The organism is Exiguobacterium sp. EA-TM-5, assembly GCF_053878415.1.
Genome location: NZ_JBSRPW010000003.1, coordinates 132,402 through 150,036, shown reverse-complemented (window position 1 = coordinate 150,036; position 17,635 = coordinate 132,402). Strand labels below are relative to the sequence as shown.

16 protein-coding genes and 1 pseudogene are annotated in these 17,635 nt (G+C 36.5%); 13 read left to right on the top strand and 4 right to left on the bottom strand.

Annotated elements, in window-relative coordinates; genetic code table 11:
- Positions 1 to 1,086: 1,086 nt before the first annotated feature.
- The 5 genes from ACV3PA_RS17025 to ACV3PA_RS17005 all read left to right on the top strand — a co-directional run bounded on the left by ACV3PA_RS17025 (position 1,087) and on the right by ACV3PA_RS17005 (position 4,927).
- Positions 1,087 to 1,866 carry a hypothetical protein gene (locus tag ACV3PA_RS17025; RefSeq protein ID WP_456126015.1) on the top strand — a complete coding sequence of 260 codons (780 nt, stop codon included), beginning with the start codon at positions 1,087 to 1,089 and terminating at the stop codon, positions 1,864 to 1,866.
- A gap of 110 nt (positions 1,867 to 1,976) precedes the next feature.
- Positions 1,977 to 2,390 carry an SRPBCC family protein gene (locus ACV3PA_RS17020; RefSeq protein ID WP_456126014.1) on the top strand — a complete coding sequence of 138 codons (414 nt, stop codon included), beginning with the start codon at positions 1,977 to 1,979 and terminating at the stop codon, positions 2,388 to 2,390.
- A gap of 109 nt (positions 2,391 to 2,499) precedes the next feature.
- Positions 2,500 to 2,745, top strand: a complete 246-nt coding sequence (locus ACV3PA_RS17015) for a DUF2164 family protein (RefSeq protein ID WP_055966353.1) — start codon at positions 2,500 to 2,502, stop codon at positions 2,743 to 2,745.
- 681 nt (positions 2,746 to 3,426) lie between these two features.
- Positions 3,427 to 4,332: a helix-turn-helix transcriptional regulator gene (locus ACV3PA_RS17010; RefSeq protein WP_456126013.1), complete on the top strand. Its 906-nt coding sequence runs from the start codon at positions 3,427 to 3,429 to the stop codon at positions 4,330 to 4,332.
- A 79-nt stretch (positions 4,333 to 4,411) separates the two neighbouring features.
- Positions 4,412 to 4,927, top strand: a complete 516-nt coding sequence (locus ACV3PA_RS17005) for a DinB family protein (RefSeq protein WP_456126012.1) — start codon at positions 4,412 to 4,414, stop codon at positions 4,925 to 4,927.
- 598 nt (positions 4,928 to 5,525) lie between these two features.
- Here the strand turns inward: ACV3PA_RS17005 and ACV3PA_RS17000 are convergent.
- Positions 5,526 to 5,885, bottom strand: a complete 360-nt coding sequence (locus ACV3PA_RS17000; RefSeq protein ID WP_456126011.1) for a LysR family transcriptional regulator substrate-binding protein — start codon at positions 5,883 to 5,885, stop codon at positions 5,526 to 5,528.
- 17 nt (positions 5,886 to 5,902) lie between these two features.
- Positions 5,903 to 6,379: a LysR family transcriptional regulator gene (locus ACV3PA_RS16995; protein ID WP_456126010.1), complete on the bottom strand. Its 477-nt coding sequence runs from the start codon at positions 6,377 to 6,379 to the stop codon at positions 5,903 to 5,905.
- Positions 6,380 to 6,499: 120 nt separating this feature from the next.
- Here ACV3PA_RS16995 and ACV3PA_RS16990 point away from each other — a divergent pair.
- The 7 genes and pseudogenes from ACV3PA_RS16990 to ACV3PA_RS16960 all read left to right on the top strand — a co-directional run bounded on the left by ACV3PA_RS16990 (position 6,500) and on the right by ACV3PA_RS16960 (position 14,615).
- Positions 6,500 to 7,242 (top strand): annotated as a pseudogene (locus tag ACV3PA_RS16990) (SDR family NAD(P)-dependent oxidoreductase).
- A 136-nt stretch (positions 7,243 to 7,378) separates the two neighbouring features.
- A complete protein-coding gene (locus tag ACV3PA_RS16985) occupies positions 7,379 to 8,812 on the top strand; it encodes a hypothetical protein (protein WP_456126009.1) in 1,434 nt (477 codons plus the stop codon).
- 1,043 nt (positions 8,813 to 9,855) lie between these two features.
- Positions 9,856 to 10,932, top strand: a complete 1,077-nt coding sequence (locus ACV3PA_RS16980; RefSeq protein WP_456126008.1) for a hypothetical protein — start codon at positions 9,856 to 9,858, stop codon at positions 10,930 to 10,932.
- A gap of 648 nt (positions 10,933 to 11,580) precedes the next feature.
- On the top strand, positions 11,581 to 12,369 hold the full coding sequence (locus ACV3PA_RS16975) for a ParA family protein (RefSeq protein WP_456126007.1): 789 nt from the start codon (positions 11,581 to 11,583) through the stop codon (positions 12,367 to 12,369).
- A complete protein-coding gene (locus ACV3PA_RS16970) occupies positions 12,353 to 13,039 on the top strand; it encodes a hypothetical protein (RefSeq protein WP_456126006.1) in 687 nt (228 codons plus the stop codon). The genes ACV3PA_RS16975 and ACV3PA_RS16970 overlap by 17 nt, the downstream gene beginning before the upstream one ends.
- A complete protein-coding gene (locus tag ACV3PA_RS16965) occupies positions 13,036 to 13,815 on the top strand; it encodes a ParA family protein (RefSeq protein ID WP_456126005.1) in 780 nt (259 codons plus the stop codon). The genes ACV3PA_RS16970 and ACV3PA_RS16965 overlap by 4 nt, the downstream gene beginning before the upstream one ends.
- Positions 13,812 to 14,615 (top strand): hypothetical protein, encoded by an 804-nt coding sequence (locus ACV3PA_RS16960; RefSeq protein WP_456126004.1) that lies wholly within the window; start codon positions 13,812 to 13,814, stop codon positions 14,613 to 14,615. The genes ACV3PA_RS16965 and ACV3PA_RS16960 overlap by 4 nt, the downstream gene beginning before the upstream one ends.
- A gap of 64 nt (positions 14,616 to 14,679) precedes the next feature.
- On the opposite strand, the gene ACV3PA_RS16955 is transcribed toward ACV3PA_RS16960, so the two are convergent.
- Positions 14,680 to 15,435: a coiled-coil domain-containing protein gene (locus ACV3PA_RS16955; protein WP_456126003.1), complete on the bottom strand. Its 756-nt coding sequence runs from the start codon at positions 15,433 to 15,435 to the stop codon at positions 14,680 to 14,682.
- A 111-nt stretch (positions 15,436 to 15,546) separates the two neighbouring features.
- Positions 15,547 to 16,275: a hypothetical protein gene (locus tag ACV3PA_RS16950; RefSeq protein WP_456126002.1), complete on the bottom strand. Its 729-nt coding sequence runs from the start codon at positions 16,273 to 16,275 to the stop codon at positions 15,547 to 15,549.
- A 670-nt stretch (positions 16,276 to 16,945) separates the two neighbouring features.
- Between ACV3PA_RS16950 and ACV3PA_RS16945 the strand changes: the two genes are divergently transcribed.
- A complete protein-coding gene (locus tag ACV3PA_RS16945; RefSeq protein WP_456126001.1) occupies positions 16,946 to 17,635 on the top strand; it encodes a 4'-phosphopantetheinyl transferase family protein in 690 nt (229 codons plus the stop codon).

The following is a 17,635-nucleotide window of genomic DNA, read 5'->3' as shown; positions in this document are numbered from 1 at the left end:
GAGAAATATACTTGATATTTTTACAATTAAAGTTAGGATTACTTCGGTTATGGAGGCGCTTAATGAACAAACAACTTTCGAATAGAAAAAATATGGTTAGGTTTTTTCTTTTATCAATAGTTCTGATTGTTTTTTCATCATTCTTAGAGCTATCAAGTCAGGTGACAAATACGATAATCATATTGACGATCATTAGTTTGATTAACATGGAAATTAAAATTAAGGTCCTGAGAAAAAACTCTACTTTTTAAGGATAAGTAAATAAAGGGGTTCAATCGTTTCCGATTGTTAGAGTTCTCACTTGCTCTTTTAGAGCAAGAACCCAAGTCGTAATTCAATATTTAAATTCAGCGTTTCCATCACATTTTCTTTTGTGGTGTACTAAAATATAACGCTCAATCCCTTCTACTGTGTTTGATCAGGAACTCTAGTCGTTTTTAGAACAGATAGTGATTCTTATTTTTTTTACTTAGTACTCAAAATAAAAAATCTATATTAAACCACTGGAGATGACTAACTTAATATGAAAAATGCTAAAACCATTTTAATTTCTAACCTGATTATTTTAGGAGTCATTATATTAATTCAATTGCTTTCTCCATCCCTTGGAACCTATTTGCTCGATTCAAAAATAGAATTTTCGAATGAGGATTCAGCGTATTGGATTGCTAAACTAATTGAAATAAATACTGTTCAAAGATTTTGTTTATTAGTAGGATTACTAAACGTCAGCTTAATAGCTGTCTCAACTAACTACCTTTTAAAACATAATTAAAAATTAATGATATGCAATAGAGCTATTCTTCTCGTTAAGAAAAGAATAGCTCTATTCTATTTACATCACTTTAGTCATTTCGCTAGATAAGTATTATGTTTTTAAAAATTAAATCTTGGCCGTTTTCATAAAAAGATTTTGAGAAACCTTATTCACTATTAAATAAAAAATTCCACCTAGCTTTTCCACAAAAATATCTTTAATTCAAGGAACAAATTAATATTGAAATCATTCTTATTGGAGTAGTTTTTTTCTTACTAAGCTGTAAAATAAATGTAACGTATACATTTCATTAAAAAGGAGGCAAACTTATGCAGGTTAGAAAAGGAATCTTACTTGTCGTGATTGCGATTGTATACCTTTTACTGTTTACCATCACCTTTTGGAGTATCATTGGTCTATTTATCACTATTTTAGGTCTATATTTCTACTTCAAACCAAGACTTCGCAGTCCTGTCAAATATCCCGTGGTTGTTGTTTGGCTAGGTGTTTTCATCGCTTTTGCAATTTCTATCTATATGGTGAAAGGAACAGAGACGCAAAAGGCAGAAATCAAGTCTTCTTCACAAGACTCGAAAACGATAATTGCATTTAAAAAAGAAGCGACGGAATTGAAAGCATCTTTGCAAAACACAGAACGTAAGCTTAAAGAACAGCAACAAGAAATAAAAAAGTTGAAAGAGGAGTTAACACGCAAGGAAGAACTACGCCTACAAGCGGTTGAAAGTTATCAAGAGGAAGCAGACAAACGTTCTGCCCTTGAAAGTGAATTGAAAGAAGAAGAGACAAAACGAATCGCGGCCGAAGAGAAAGTGGATGAACTCCAGTCATCCTTAGCAAGTATTGAAACTTTGATGGAAGAATCGGAAAACCTTGCTGACGAGGAGTACGAGGAAATCCCTGAAGAAGAATATGTAGAAGAAGAAGTCGCAACAGAGTTAGAATACGATCCGAATGGCGCAGATCGAGATTGTGGTGATTTTTCAAGCGCACAGGCTGCTCAAGATTTTTATCTGGCTGCCGGAGGTCCTGCCAACGATCCTCATGACTTAGACCGTGATAACGACGGGAATGCTTGTGATTGGAACTGATTTCTTTGTCAGATCTTTTTCGCATGTCGTATTTTTCATACATGTATCTTTTTTTCTTATCCAACTTTACTTTATGAAATCAATAAAAAATGATTAGGTGGTAATATATCATGAATCAAGCTGTAGAAGACATCAATCATTCGGTCTCCATTGAAGCTCCTATTGAAGAGGTCTGGGATCGAATCTCGACCGCTCGTTCTCTATCACAATGGTTTATGCCGAATGATCTCATTGCACGTCCAGGATATGAGTTTCATCTTCAATCCCATTTTGGTCCATCTCCTTGTACAGTACTCAGCGTACTGCCAGAGAAAGAATTGTCATTCCGTTGGGATGAGGATGGATGGATTGTAACTTTTTCTTTAAGTACAATGAATGACCTTACAATCTTTACGGTGAATCATAGCGGTTGGAAAAATGCGAATGATCTTGTCCCGAAGGTAAAGCAACCACAAGGTCAAGTTCGTAATTTCATGTCCCAAGGCTGGTATGGGATGTTGCAAAAATTGAAAGAAACTCTTTAATCAAAGGCGTGTACATTTTTCTTTGCCAAAGTATAGTCTGTGATTTCAAGACGACCTCCCGTATAGTTTTTTTAGGTTAGACATTATTAAAGCAAAAGGAAGTGTCGTCATGTTTGATCGGTTTAACAAAGAACAGCACCAACAAATTATTCAGTCCATTCAAGATTTTTTCCTAGAAGAGCGCGATGAAGAATTATCCGAGTTCGCCGCAGAACGTGTTTTGGATTTCATCAAAGAATCGATTGCCGTTCATTTTTATAATGTGGGGATACAAGATGCTCATGCAGCGGTGTTAAACCAATTCTCTTCATTAGATGATGAATTGTTAACGCTTGAACGTCCACTATCTAAATAATGATGATAGAGACATCATTTCATTCTGTTCTAATTAAAAAGTGTGCGCCGGCGCACACTTTTTAATTTTTGTTTACTATTATGCAAAACATATCATATAGAGTTTTATTTATGTAAATCACTATATCTTACTTATTTAATCTAAGCTATATGTACTGTAGGGTCATTTCAATCGAATATATTGAATCATTTTATAGATAAAATAGAGAACGACCATGATAAAAAAGATATTACCTAAAACTCCTAAGAACGCGATCTGATCCATCTCCGCCACTCTCCTTTTAGCTGAACTAAAATGTATAGTTGAATTGACCTGAATTCTAACATACTTTGATTCTTAAACGAAACCCTTGCTTTTAGATTTCCAAGATGGAGTATACATTTTTTTTATGAGTATTCGTTTTTTATTTTATAGTGTTAGCTGCTTAAGCTTTACTAGCCAATGCATTATAAGATGGAATAGGTATAATGAACATTTCGGGTTAAATGTATAGCTAACTATTTCCATTAAGAATGTGGTGAGTGAAATAATAAAAAGTATGCGCCAGCGCATACTTTTTATTTTGTATTTTTTTAACGTTATTAAAGTGTTTTTCAATTTTTTTTGTAAATAAATCTTATATACTTAAAAGAAGAAATACATAACAAAACCGTTATTGTGCTTAGCGTAAAGGAGAATACATTGAAACTTGAACGTTTACTAGCTATTATTTTTAAATTACTACATCGCTCTACTATTTCTGCGACACAATTAGCCGAGGAATTAAATGTCTCTCAAAGAACGATTTATCGAGATATCGAAACGATCAGTGCAGCCGGTATTCCCATTACCTCATACCATGGAACAAACGGCGGATTTGGTATTATGGAGAACTACAAATGGGATAAAACGTTTTTAGATACTTCTTCTATGGTTGAGGTATTATCTTTAGTAAAAAGCTTATCGGATCAATTAAATGATCAAGATCTCAAAAAAACACTTGATCGCTTATCTATTCTCACAGAAGAAGAACAAAAAAACTACTTACACATTGATTTAACGCATTTTTCTGTTGATCCTTCTGATTTAATTGATCTAAAAAAAAGCATTAAAGAATCAAAACGAATTAGCTTTCAATATATTAGTGCTCAAAATGAACAGACTACGCGAGAGGTCGATCCGCTTTCTCTACAGTATAAATTCCGGACTTGGTACTTATACGCTTATTGTCATTTAAGAAATGACTATCGAGAGTTTAAAGTATCGCATATGCTTCATCTTCAGAGATTGACTACCTCTAATATGGATTCTCATTCTTTACCGAAAGAGAGTCCATTAGTTGATCCCCCAAGAGAACGTATCATTCTACGTGTCCATCCTCAATCCATCCATTTAATATTGAATTATTTTAACCATCAATCGATGATTCAAGAAGAAGATGGGAGTGTTACAGTGACATTGATGTTACCTCCACCATTGCATGCAGAATGGCTCATTAACATATTGTTAAGTTTCCGATCAGGCGTAGTAGTCATTCAACCTTTATACTTACAAGATGTCTTAAAAAATGAAGCTAAAAAAATATTGAATTTATATGAGGATATATGACAGTCAGTTGTCATATATCCTTTTTTATACTAAACGTAGTTACACAACGATTACTATTACAACTAAAGGAGCGATTTGAATGAACGCTGGAAAAACGATGGTTTCTTATCATGAATGGGCAATGAGAGTGATGTTAGATCATCTAGATAAATTGCCGAAAGAAGTTTTAAAAAAGGAGATCAAAAGCTCTTATCCTACTATTGCTAAAACCCTCAGCCATATTCTTGCTGTTGATACCATGTGGATTCAAATTCTAGAAAAAGTAGATTTTCAACAAGCATTACAGGATGCGATGAGTCAATTACTGCTTACTGATGCCTATACAATTGAAGAATTCAAAATGGCATTCAAAAATGTAGCATTAAAGTATCAAACCTTCTTAAACGAAAACTCAGACCTCACTGTGATGATAGATGTAAATAATCCTTGGTCAGGTCCACGGCAAACAACCTATGAAGAAATATTCTTACACGTATCTAACCATGGGACGTACCATTTAGGTAATATCACTACCATGCTTAGACAACAAAATGAAACTTCACTCATGATGGATTATTCTCTTTTTTGGTATGAAGACACAACAGTTACATTATGAAGGGACGTATTAATAGTTAGTAATCAATTAGAAATTCTGTTTTAAAGCAAAAAAGTGTGCGCCGGCGCACACTTTTTTGCTTATATGATTTATGGTAAGCCTCGAAGATACACGAACTATATCCTAAGAATAAAAATCAGAGGCGCAATTTCGTTTCATACATGTTTCATCAACTAATTTATTCTCTAATCGATCAACTCATTTTCTTTAAAAGGTTTCTTCGCAGTATATACAGTTTTGTTTCACGTGAAACCTTATCTACTTTATGTTTTCCAGTTTATACTCATTGATCTTCAAATTCTCTCGTCATGTTTTTTGCACGACGTGACGACGATTTTTAATTTATCTCAGTTAATTCATGAAAATAAAACAACATATTTATGATTGATAATTTACTTGTTACGCGTAAAGTTAAACTTCAAAGCTTTCTCATGGTAAGTTTATTTTGTATTAAACATGATAAGTAAAATAACAAAAAGTATGCGCCAACACATACTTTTTGTTATTTTACTTTCACTTTTACGAAAGACTTTTTTTATGCTTAGTTTTAAATTTCAAATTCAAATTGTCCTCTATGTTACATGATCATACCTTAGTCTCATACGTTCAGACATAATGATTTTATAAAGCGAATGAACTTCTGCAGACTCTTACTAGGTTTTCTTTTCAGGCTAACTATGAATTCTATTCGAACAGGCATAGGTAAATCAGATTGGATGATTCCCTGCATCGTTTTTCGATTATCTAAAATCCGCTTCGATACGACACTCATACCCATTCCTGACTCTACGGCATTTAAAATGAACTCGAGTGTATCGAACTCCATTATTTTAGGGTCCGTATACCCCTTGTCCTTCGCGACTTCGAATGTTTTGTTCCGGTACGTACACGTAGTGTCACTATTGACGATGAGCGTCGGGCATCCATCTTCTTTAACCTTGAAGTCCTGATGTGACAAGATTACTATATCTTCAGTTAACTATGTACGGACTCAAAACGTTCTTCATTGAATAAACCATTGACAAACACGCCGTCAATTTCACCATAGAAGAGCATTTCCTGCAATCGTTGCTTGCCTTGTGTCTTCATCGACATACCAATGTCATCGTTCTCTTTCATGAAGAGCAAAAAGAGTTTTGGAAGCATCGTCGCTGATACAGTCTGTGTTGCACCTATGGCCAAATATTCTCTCCATTTATTTTTATTGATTGCCGATTTTGCATCCTGCATCAACTTCAGGATGTCCTCGGCATATTTGTACAGCGCAGTCCCTTCTTCCGTCAATTTCACTCCACGATTACTCCTAATCAATAAACGAGCACCTAGTTCGTCTTCAAGAATCTTCATCCGTTGACTGACGTTCGATTGAACATAATCTAACTTCTCTGCTGCTCTCGAAATCGAATGTAGATTTGCTACATGCTTGAAAATCAATAAATCCTGGGTGTCCAATAGTATCATTCCTTTCTGATATCACTCATAGTGATATCCCGTTCATTATCAAGAATAATACTCTCGTCTCGAATAGAAGCATAATATTATCAATCACATCGAATGAGAGGAAAATTGTCAATGCATTTGAAGGGTAAAGTAGCCATAGTGACAGGAGCTGGATCCGGCATAGGAAGTGCGACAGCGCTCCGTTTATCCGCCAAAGGAGTAAATATTATCGTCAACTACAGTCAGTCTGAAGAAGATGCGCTAGAGGTCGTAGAAAAATTATGAACGATGGTGGTGTGGCAACTCCTTTTCGAGCAGATGTCTCAATAGAATACGAGGTTCAGGATATGGTCATTCATACCTTCATGGTGTTTGGAAAAATTGATTTTCTGGTGAACAACGCAAGCATCACGTCTCAGATTCCTATAAATGAACTGGACAAAGTGACGGGAGAGATATGGGATTCTCTCTTTGCTGTTAATGTAAAGGGCATATTCCACTGTGTGAAGGCATTCGTACCACATATGAAAAAACAATCCGCAGGTGCAATCGTTAACCTTGAAAGCGTAGCGGGAGTAAACGGTATCGGTTCTTTCATTCCTTATGCAGCCACTACTAAGTCGGCCATTCATACGATGACACGCTCACTTGCTATCTCACTCGCACCTGACATTCGCGTTAATTGTATCTCTCCGGGAGCGGTCGCCACGCGTTGGTGGGCTGGGAATGAGGAACGGATGCATGGTTTAGCAGGTAACCTTCCCTTAAAGAGAATCTCCACACTGGAGGATATCGCGGAGGCTATTCTATTCCAGTTGACACAATCGTCCATAACGGGACAAGTCTTCGTGATTGATAACGGGCAAACGCTCTAAAGTTAAGACACTGTATGATAGATCTAAATCGATATCATTTTTCAAAAAGCGTGCGCCGGCGCACGCTTTTTATCTAATTTCCCACTCCTCTTCAGACATGCTATGCTAGCTATATCGAATTAAGGGGGCGTGCATTATGGACTCTACCTCATCCGTCCAACATAGACAACTTGTTGTCTCTCAAGCAGCAAAGACACTGCTCGAGAACGATGTTACCGAACAACTAATCTCCATCGATATCATTGATGTCGAAGCCTATGTCAATCAACTTTATGAAGAATATTATGAATTTCAAAATGAAGAAGATGTTTATACCAAGCTTCGCTATTATTCCTTTAAGAAATTAAAACGTCGCTGGGTACGGGCAGCCGTAAAAAATTATGTTGAGAATAAAGGTCCGATGAAAGAACTACGAGGCCTTCATAAGATGTATCTGGAGTATTGGGACATTGCGGGAAAAGAAGGTTTCCAGCGAAAGTTCTCCGCTGATAGTGTTGAAAAATTGATGCAAGAACACATACAGGAACTTGAAGAATGGGCTGAAAATAACAACTTGCTAATTCATACGTATCCGCATTGGGGACAAAAAACGAAGAACCAGCAAACGACAACGATGCGGACCGATATTCTAATGGTTATTGGCGAGGTTGCGAAGGAATTGAAACGTGCGCAACCAAAAGCACACGTTGCGACTTCTACCTCGATTACGGTACCGTTCTTTGGAATCGCTGATCGCATGAAAAATACGACGGAAAAGTTCAATCAAGGAGAAGGTATGTTGACGGACTTATCTCTTGACCTCCACGACTTCTCCGCTGTCGTTCCTAAATACAAACAAGGTATCCCAGCGAATTTATCCGTTCTGGTCAGTAATGAGTTTCTTGCAGAACTCGACGGAAAAGTCCCGGATCTTGATGCTCGTGATTTTGAGGCCTTTAACGAAATTCTGTCATATCGCGATGTGACGTTTCAAACGAGTCGAAAGATCGTCTTCCCAATTTCAAAACTTGTCAAAAAGATTTATGGAAACGATAGCGGGAAAAGCTATACCCTCACAACCCAACGTCTTGTAAAACTCGGTTATTATCGCGTAGCGGTTAGAAATGAGGAAGGGGACCTCTCGATCTTCGGTCTCTTCTCCTCTGTTAAAATTAGTAATGCTTCTTCTGTTAAGCGGGACACGCAAATCACTGTCACCGTCTCAGAGGAAGTCTATGATGATTTATTAAAACAACAGATCATCAGTATCTATGGAGAACAGATTGAGCGATTAAAAGGAACATTCGCTTATCATCTCTCCTTTGTGCTTCAAAAGGAGCGACTTAACTCGTATCAGTTAAACGAAGCAATGCCCGCGAAACGGCATTGGCGTCAGTTTACACACTCTATTCGATTTAATAAGAGTCGAAAAGCAGAAAACTTGAAAGAGCTTGAAACTAACTTGGATCGTATCAAAGAACTTGATTTTATCATTCAAGATTGGCATCGGTCCGGTGACTACTATTTCTTATACTTCCATCCATTAGAACGCTGGGAACATGATGATCGCAGGAATGCCCTTCTATTATAAGTAACATAGAGTTTTTTATTCATGGATTTAAATAAAAGAGTGAACGAGATGATTCTTCTCGTTCACTCTTTTTAATTCTTGTTAGGCCAATCATTGAAACTCGATGTTAGACATTCATCGTATCTCCTCATATGTGTTATATACCTTGTCGTGATCCTGTAAAATCATGATTAGTTATCGTGAATTTTTGACATCGATAAAATTGGTCGTTTTGTAGTTACTTCACAAGAGACTCCACAGTCACTATAAGTAGAAGTCAGCACGCTCTCATTATTGTATTCTGAACTACTTATATTCTCGAAATAGAAGAAACGTTCATACTCACAAACTTTAGAGTAATACCAATAAAAATGGACTGTTGTGAAGTAATAATAAAAAAACAGAACGTACGTTCTTAAATATTTTATTATTCTTCCTCTCTTTATACGGACTCATGTAAGACTGGATAAAATGTTCTCCAGAATATCTATTGATCGTACATGTCGAATCGTGTCGGAAAACGACCATTTTTCAAATTCAGACGTTATTTACCGTACTGAAACAACACTTTATCTATTTAGGTCGCTGATCACCGTACCAAAACAACAGTTTTATAGTTTTGGTCGTTGATTCCCGTACTAAAATGACCATTTTGCACTTTAGAACACTTTTTAAAAATTATTTTAAAGCGGCTATCTTATCCATTTGGTCGTCATATACCGTACTCAAACAACACTTTTGGACATTTTAGTCGCTCTATCCCGTACTGAGATGACACTTTTAATCATTTGGTCGTTAAATACCGTACCAGAATGACATATTGCATCGCTACATGTATGAATTTATTCAAGAAAAACCTCTAGAAAGCGCATCATATAAGGATTTCAGAGATTCTGGTCGTTTTTGACCGTACTGAAATGACATCTTTTTTGTACCTGAAAACGGCTTCATATCAACGTTTATAGAACATTGGTCGTTTTTGACCGTACCGAAAACGCGTTTTGACAGTTCCTTTTCTGAACAGGATACTAGTAATAATAGTTCAGAGTAGGGGAGGTGTAGGTATGTCATTTCAACATGAAAATCGTCATGTATTGGTCGCTAATAAATTACTGATCGCGATGAGCGGTTTAACACGTTGGACAAAACGTCAAGACAGTTTCTTATATGAACAGCATCACTATAACATTCCAGGACCTTTCTTGGCATTGAAGTGGACAAAATCTCGTATTCGCCATTTGTTGACGCTTTTATCGCATTGCGATGATCAAGGCGTTCTCTCATTGATGGAAAGTGAAGCATTGGCTCACTATGCGCGTACGTCCGTTCGATCGTTACACAATAACCTACGCCTTTTTGAATCAGTTGGACTTATTCGCTACTCGATTCATTTCTCTGGAGTCGTCACCATTGAACTTGTAGATTATCTTGAAAACTACCGTGATCTTTTTGAAGAAGCTGGTACGTATACATCGAAGACCGGTTATACGTCTCTTTGGTGTGAGATGGTGCGCCAACTGATGGATATTGAGCATGTGAATATCCTTCGTGTCGCTTTACGTGCCCTTGTGCAAGTAGAGCGGGACGTGAATGTTCAGTCTCAGGAGAAAGCGACTTTAACCTATGATGAAGTACGTGGATTCTTACCGCGTTACTGTGGACACCGTTTGGCTGTAAAAGGAATGCTTGATCAACTTTCTCAGTTCTTCAATGTGCATTTGGTTGAGAACACGAAAGACTTCTTATCTGCAGTCAAAGAGAACCTCTCGCTTAAGAAGCGCATACATACCGTAACACGTCCTTTAATGTTTCACGTGAAACTCGAAGACCAAATTAACAGTAAGCGTATCCGGGAAGCGGAACGGGCGCGTACGTTGATCAGTTGGTTCGATCTTCGAGAAGTCGCTCGTGACTACGTAGATTTTGATGCATTGGAAGTTCCGCAAACATCGCTGCAATCGTTGAGTGATACGTACGGATTTGTTGCCTGTGATGCAGTCATTCGTTCGATTCGAAACGATTTTTACCAATACGGCGAACGTCTCGAAGATGCAGAACTCTATCGTCTCTTCTTTGAATCACCAATTCTCTATCTAAATGAACGACTCCGAGTCGTATCGGAAAAATTGGCCATTGCATGATGGTCTATTTGTCATGCTTTTTTTTGAAAATAGTCGTGAAAAGGCAACAAAATCGCGCCATTTTAAGTCTTTTTGATCGAATGCATCTTCATGCTACTCATTTTATTGATCCATCCAAGGACAATATCAATATGCCATACTATTTAGGAAAAAAAACAAATTCTATTGTTAAAAAAACAGCTTATTGAGTTGCTTATTCAATAGATTCTGAACGAAATCATTGAATGAATTCATAAAAAACAATACTTTTTGAATTTCTACAAATTGTGCTGTTCGTTTCTCGAATTACAAAATGTCTTGTTTTTGTTGGTATTAAAGGCTTGAGGAGGTGAAGCGTTTTTCTAATTCTTATTAATCTTTATTAATCTTTTTAATCTCTTCCAATGTGTTAAATCATAATAATCTGGTAGATCACGGCTTATTATGATGAAGAATAAAAATTAAAAAATGGAGAAGCATTTTAAAAACGTAGACAAAAACATCTGCGTAGGAAAGCTTAAATAAGCTGTAAACATTTCGACATCGAAATGTTTACAGCTTATTTAATAATGTATACATAAAATTACATTCATATTATCTTTTGAGTGCTGATAATCATTGAAATTATTAATTTCATGTGCCATGATGAATGAAGAAAGGGGAGAGATGATGAATATTATGACGTTTTACATATCAAAGGGAGGATCAGGGAAAACAACGTGTTCGCTCAATATGGGTCATGCCCTTGGCGAACTCGGATATCGGACGCTTCTTGTTGACTTAGATCCGCAGGGATCATTAAGTAAGTTAATGCTGAAAGAGTCGGATACGATTCAATACATGACTCTGTACGACGTCCAAGCGAAAGGATTAGCGATTGAAGAGATCTTATTTGATGATGAAAAACATAACGTTAGTCTTCTTCCCTCCAATGAACGAAATGCACGTTTAATCAATTTAATATCTGAACAAGATAAGATTTTCCTATTAAAAGACTTACTAGCTCCTCTTGCCCATGAGTTTGATTGGATTATTCTCGATTCAGTTCCTTCAATCAATGAATTATCTAAAGTCGTCTTATCGTGCGCAGACGAGGTCGTTATCCCATTCATGCCGAAAAAGCTCGTCTTTGATCAGTTAGGAAGTACGGTTCGAACGATTCGACAAGTGAAGAAGTATTATAATGCTTCGCTAGAGCTAACAGGCATTATGCCAGTCGCAATCGATCTTGGGTTAAAAGGAGATCGCGACTACGCAGAGGCGATGGAGCAGTTGGCAACAACAGAACAATTACATGTGCTCCCCTCTGTACGACGTGCTGCTTTTATTGAGAAGGCAGCAGATAGCGGAAAGAGTGTTTTACAGTACAAGTCGAAAGAAGGCATCGAACTGGCCCAACCGTTTCGTGAGCTAGCACTCTTGATGACAGGAGGTCCAAAACATGAAAGCGCGGAATAAACAAATTCATAAAGTAAGACCTCAGGATCAACATCCTTATCGAAGTGGATTGACCGATTTGAGTTCCGTTGTGCAGAAGTTACCCGTCTCTCGTGATTTAGAGAACCTTGCTGTCGAAATTAAAGAGTTAGCGAAGATTCAAACGATATCCGTTTTCGGGATTGGTAAGCGTTTGTCGATTGCTAAATCGGAAATGCACGATCAACAAGAATGGCGTACGTTTTTAGAAGTGGTCAACATGTCAACGTCACTCGCTTCCCGTTACGTCAAAGCATTCGACACACTAGAACCATTTGAAGAACAACTCCAAACGTTACCGGCATCCAAAGTATTTGAATTGATGTATGTCGATGATCCAGAAGACGTTGTACTAAATGGACTTCCGATAGAAGAGGGAAGAAAGTCGCTCGAACAAGCAACTGTCCGAGAAATCCGTGCTGCTCGATCAACGACACCTAAAGTAAAAGTCAAATCGTTTCAACAACCGGAAGTGACATCGACCGTCCTTTCTACACGAGTTCCGACAGAAACATCAGAACAGATTCATGTGCTTGCTCGTGCTAAAGGACTCAGTATTAGTGAATACATTTCAAAGATGATTGAAGAGACGATTCAGCGGGACATTATTGAAGATCAGAGTGAGATCGTGGAAGGAGAGAAGGAACTGTGAAAAAAATTGCCTTATATAATCGGAAGGGTGGCGTCGGAAAATCGACAACTACGATTAATCTAGCCCACGCATATGCTCGCCAAGGATTGCGCGTTCTCGTCATTGATGCAGATGACCAAGCATCGACGACAAACGGACTGGGCTTAACCGACGATTACGATGGAAAAGTGCTCCTTGATTGTCTGATTGAAGAATACGATCCGTTGTACGCACCGATTGAACAAGTGATTGTTACCTGTGATTATGAACTAGGAACGATTCACTTAGTACCCACGCGTCGCTCTGCTTCTCCTACCGGACTGACGAGTCAGATGGGATATGAATACCGCTTGATTGAAGAACTAGCGCGACTTGAAGACTTATTTGATATTTGTTTAATTGATTGCCCGGGATCAACGTCCGCTTTAAATCCATACGCGCGGTGTGCTCTTGTTGCGCAGGATCGGATCGTCATGCCGGTACAGATGCAGAAGTTCTCGATGGATGCTGTGTACACAGCTCCAGAAGAGTTGGAAGAGATGAGACACGGATATAAAGAAGATATTCATATTTCAGCATTCATTCCCACAATGGTGAATGCTCGTTCTAAAGGAGATATGGCGACCGTGGACGAGTTAAAGGAGTTAGGGGAAGAAGTTGGCATTCCCGTACTGACGACAATCCCATACATTGTAAAAATTCAATCCTTACAACGAGAAGCACGTCCTGTCCTTGACCATAAGAGTCCAGCGACAGATGCTTACTTACAGTTAGCAGAGGAGGTACTTGCCCTATGAGCAGTCGACGTAAAAAAGGACAAGCAACGTTCAAAAGCTTCCAGAGTACAGTAGCTGAGAAACCTGTTCAAGAACAGGGAACAGAAGCATTACGAGAAGAGCAGGTCGAAGCGGTCAAGAAGTTTGCTGCGCCTGCGATGTCAAATCCGTACCAGTCGCTCCCGGCTGTCGGTTTATCACGTGTGCTATCAAAGCGACTTCCGGAAGACATGGAAGGTATTATTCAGTACTACAATCACATTGATACAATCCAAGCGACAAGCTTTGTTGAGAAATGTCGTATTCTAGCACATGCGAATGAAGTATTCCGTGACGCTGACACTAAAGAAGCTTTTCAAAAGGAACAAGGAAGTTGGAAATCATTTTTAAATCGAATTGGAATGTCTCATCCTCAAGTCAATCGGTTCATTTCATTCTGGAATGTATTTGGACCAACGATCTTAGACAAAGCGATTCAACAAGACTTTAGTGCTTCTAAATTAGCTGAATTATTAACATGGCCAGAGGATCCAAAAGTCGCGTTACTGGAAGAGCGAAAGTATAAGATAAAAGATGGCGAATTCACGGTCTACGAAATGACACGTGAGCAATTACGTGAAGTGAAAAAAATGCTAAATGAGCGGAAAGAACAAAGCGTAATTGATGCAACTCCTGTACTGCCAAAACCAGCTCGCGTTCACGTGGATTTCTCTGACAAAAATGATCCACTATACCAAACGCTGAAAAAGCGAGCGCAAGATCAAGGCATGAAGCCCGATCAAATCATTCGAGCAGCGTTAGAACAATACTTACGCACGTAATTGGATAAAAAAGACCGTCCTACATCTTAGTAGAACGGTCTTTTGATAATTTCAGCTTAATCGATTACTCATTTTTACTATCGAGAGATGATTGTGTACGCTCTCGTAAAACAGCTAGCTCGACTTGTTCGTGAAGTCGACGTTCAAATGATTCTTGATCCCGTTGCGCAATGGTCAGCGCTAACGACAGTTTTCGATTTTCTTCTTCTAACTGTTCGGAACGCTCGGTACGTGCTTTCAATTCATCGATCCGATCAGTTAATGCTTTGTTCTGACGATACAATTGATCGCGCTCTTCTTCGAGTTTAGTAAGAGTACCTTCCAAGTGAAATACTTCTCGTTTTAATGATGTAATTTCTTCTTTTTTAGATACTTCTATTTTTTCTTGTTGTTCTCTTATTCGAACTAATTCATTTTCTGTCTGTTCCAGTTTTGCTTTCATGTCTTGAAGTTCTTGTTGATGGAAAGAGACTTTTTCAATGTATTCTGCTTCTAAATTTTCTTTAGCGTGTAGCACTTCTGACTCTAACTTAGTGACTGTATCTAGATGCCGTGATTGGATGCGTTGATTTTCATGTTGAAATGTCTGTAGACGTGCTGCACGTTCTTGAAAGAGAAGTGTAATCTGCTTAATTGAAGCTTCTAATACAGCATCCTCCTCAGTGAGCTTTGGATCAATTTTCTTTTGTTCAGCGAGTACAATAAACTCTTCAAATAACTGATTGGTTGTAATCTGACGTCCTTTTAACAATTCACCAATTTTGTCAGTAACTTCTTCAGAAAGGCGGAACGATTTATTCTTCATTTCATAAGATGACATGTATATACCTCATTTTTATATTTTCATTTCACTCACCTATCATAAGATAAAACAATTTATTGAACAGTAAGTAAAAAACAATAAGTAACAAGCAATAAGAAAAAAACTTTACTATTTATATCTTCTCCTACGAATTTGGTGATTTTTAAGATTGGATCTTCTAAATTGAGAAGACCCTTTTTTTTCTTGATTTTCTTTTATTAATAATGTTAACTGAATATCTTTCAATATAGAAATTAATTCATCCACTTTTTTTCTTTTTGGAAATATACGAAAATTATATTTTTGTTGAAAAAAAATCTTTATAAAAAAGATAAAACTAAAAACTATTAAAAGATAAGTATACCAGTTCATTTTTTGTGATAATGGCATAACTGTTATAGTTAAGCTAATAATTGATATCATTAAAGAAAAGACTGCAAAATTGATATTTTTTAAAGAATAATTATCGCTATTATGTTCCTTTAAAAGATCAATTAAATGGTTTATTTCATTAGAAAATGTAATATTATGAATTTCTTTTAAATATGCAGGATATTCATTTAAAAATTTAATTTTTCTATTTTGAAAAAAAAATTCTATTTGTTTGTCGAGTTTTTTTCCGATAATAATTAAAATTAATATGTTTAAAAGGAATAATGATATATTTAATTCTTGATTTACTTTAAAACCAGTTAAACTTTCAATTTTTGAATTGAAAAACAAAATACTACCTAATACTGCATAGGTAATAAAAAATAAAAAATTTAGCCTGAAAATTTTTCTACTTCTGTAATCATTTTTCTTTAAAAATTCTTCGTTTTGTTCAAAATGATATTGAATTAGTTCAACTACTCTCACGTGAAAGCACCTCATTGTATTTTAAGCTTTATAGGTCTTAATTGTACGATATATCCTTAGATATAAGGATAATTTAAATAATTTATTTTAATTAAAAGTTTAATTACATTTGATTTGATAAATAGATATACGAATGAAAGTAGTATTAAAACGATGATTTTGACAAACCATTCTTATCTATGTCGATCTATTTAGACAATCATTACGTAATATATGAAACCGGGACGACTAGAGTGCTTAATAGTACGTGTAGCTATTACGTAACATCATATTCGATAAGATTTCTAGCATCTTATTCTGTAACTATGATCACTTTGATTGCTGCTGGCCCATCCAATTCTAATGCTGTAGTTGCCAATCAGTACCAAGTTTCAACTGAATACTACCGTTAAGAAAGTATTAATTTTCGACAGTCCCATATAATTTTCTATCAGATGCTAGCATGCGATTTTAAAAAGATAAATTTAAGTAAGAACGTTCAATATTAAACCAATTGAAAGAACGATAGCATCAATCCATATGATGTATAAAGTGGGGTCTTCACTAGTTCATGGGACATTATGAAGAAAGTGGTATTTCCACTTCTAAGCTTAATGATCTACACCTGGAGGATGAAATAACGACTTCATTAAATAATGAATGATAGTAATTTAATTAAGGAGAAAAACTAGTGATACAAATATACAGTTTTTATATTGATGACTTTGCAACGCTTTCAATTAGTGATTATTTAACTACACTAATTAGCAAAGAAAGAATAAATAAAATAAAAAATTTAAGGAAATCTGAGGATAAGATAAGAAGCCTGTATAGTGAGTTGTTGATAAGATACGCGTTAAAAGAAAAATTTAATTTAGCGGTTGAGGATATCAAATTTATAAAGAATCGTTTCTCGAAACCGTTACTATTAGGGTACGAGAATATTCATTTTAATCTCAGTCATTGTGGGCACTGGATCGTATGTGCAGTGAGTGACTCGCCCATAGGTATAGATATTGAAAAAATAGAGTCAGGAGATAATCGTTTCATAGAAGAGGTTCTGCACTATAAAGAAATCGAATATCTAACACGCTTTGAAGGTAATGAAAAAAACACCAAGTATTATACACTTTGGTGTTTAAAAGAAGCATACGGGAAGTACATGGGTGTAGGATTAAATTATGAGTATCAGAAAAACTTATTCGAAGAATCGCCTCAAGGATGGGTTTTAAAAGCACAGCAGAGTGATGCAAGTGAGTCGCTGTATTTTCAAGTAAAACGACTACCTGGTGATTATCTTATAGCAGTGTGTACTCCATATAGTAATTTGATGACTATTAAACAAGTTGACCATCGAGAAATTATCGACTTCACTCTCTAA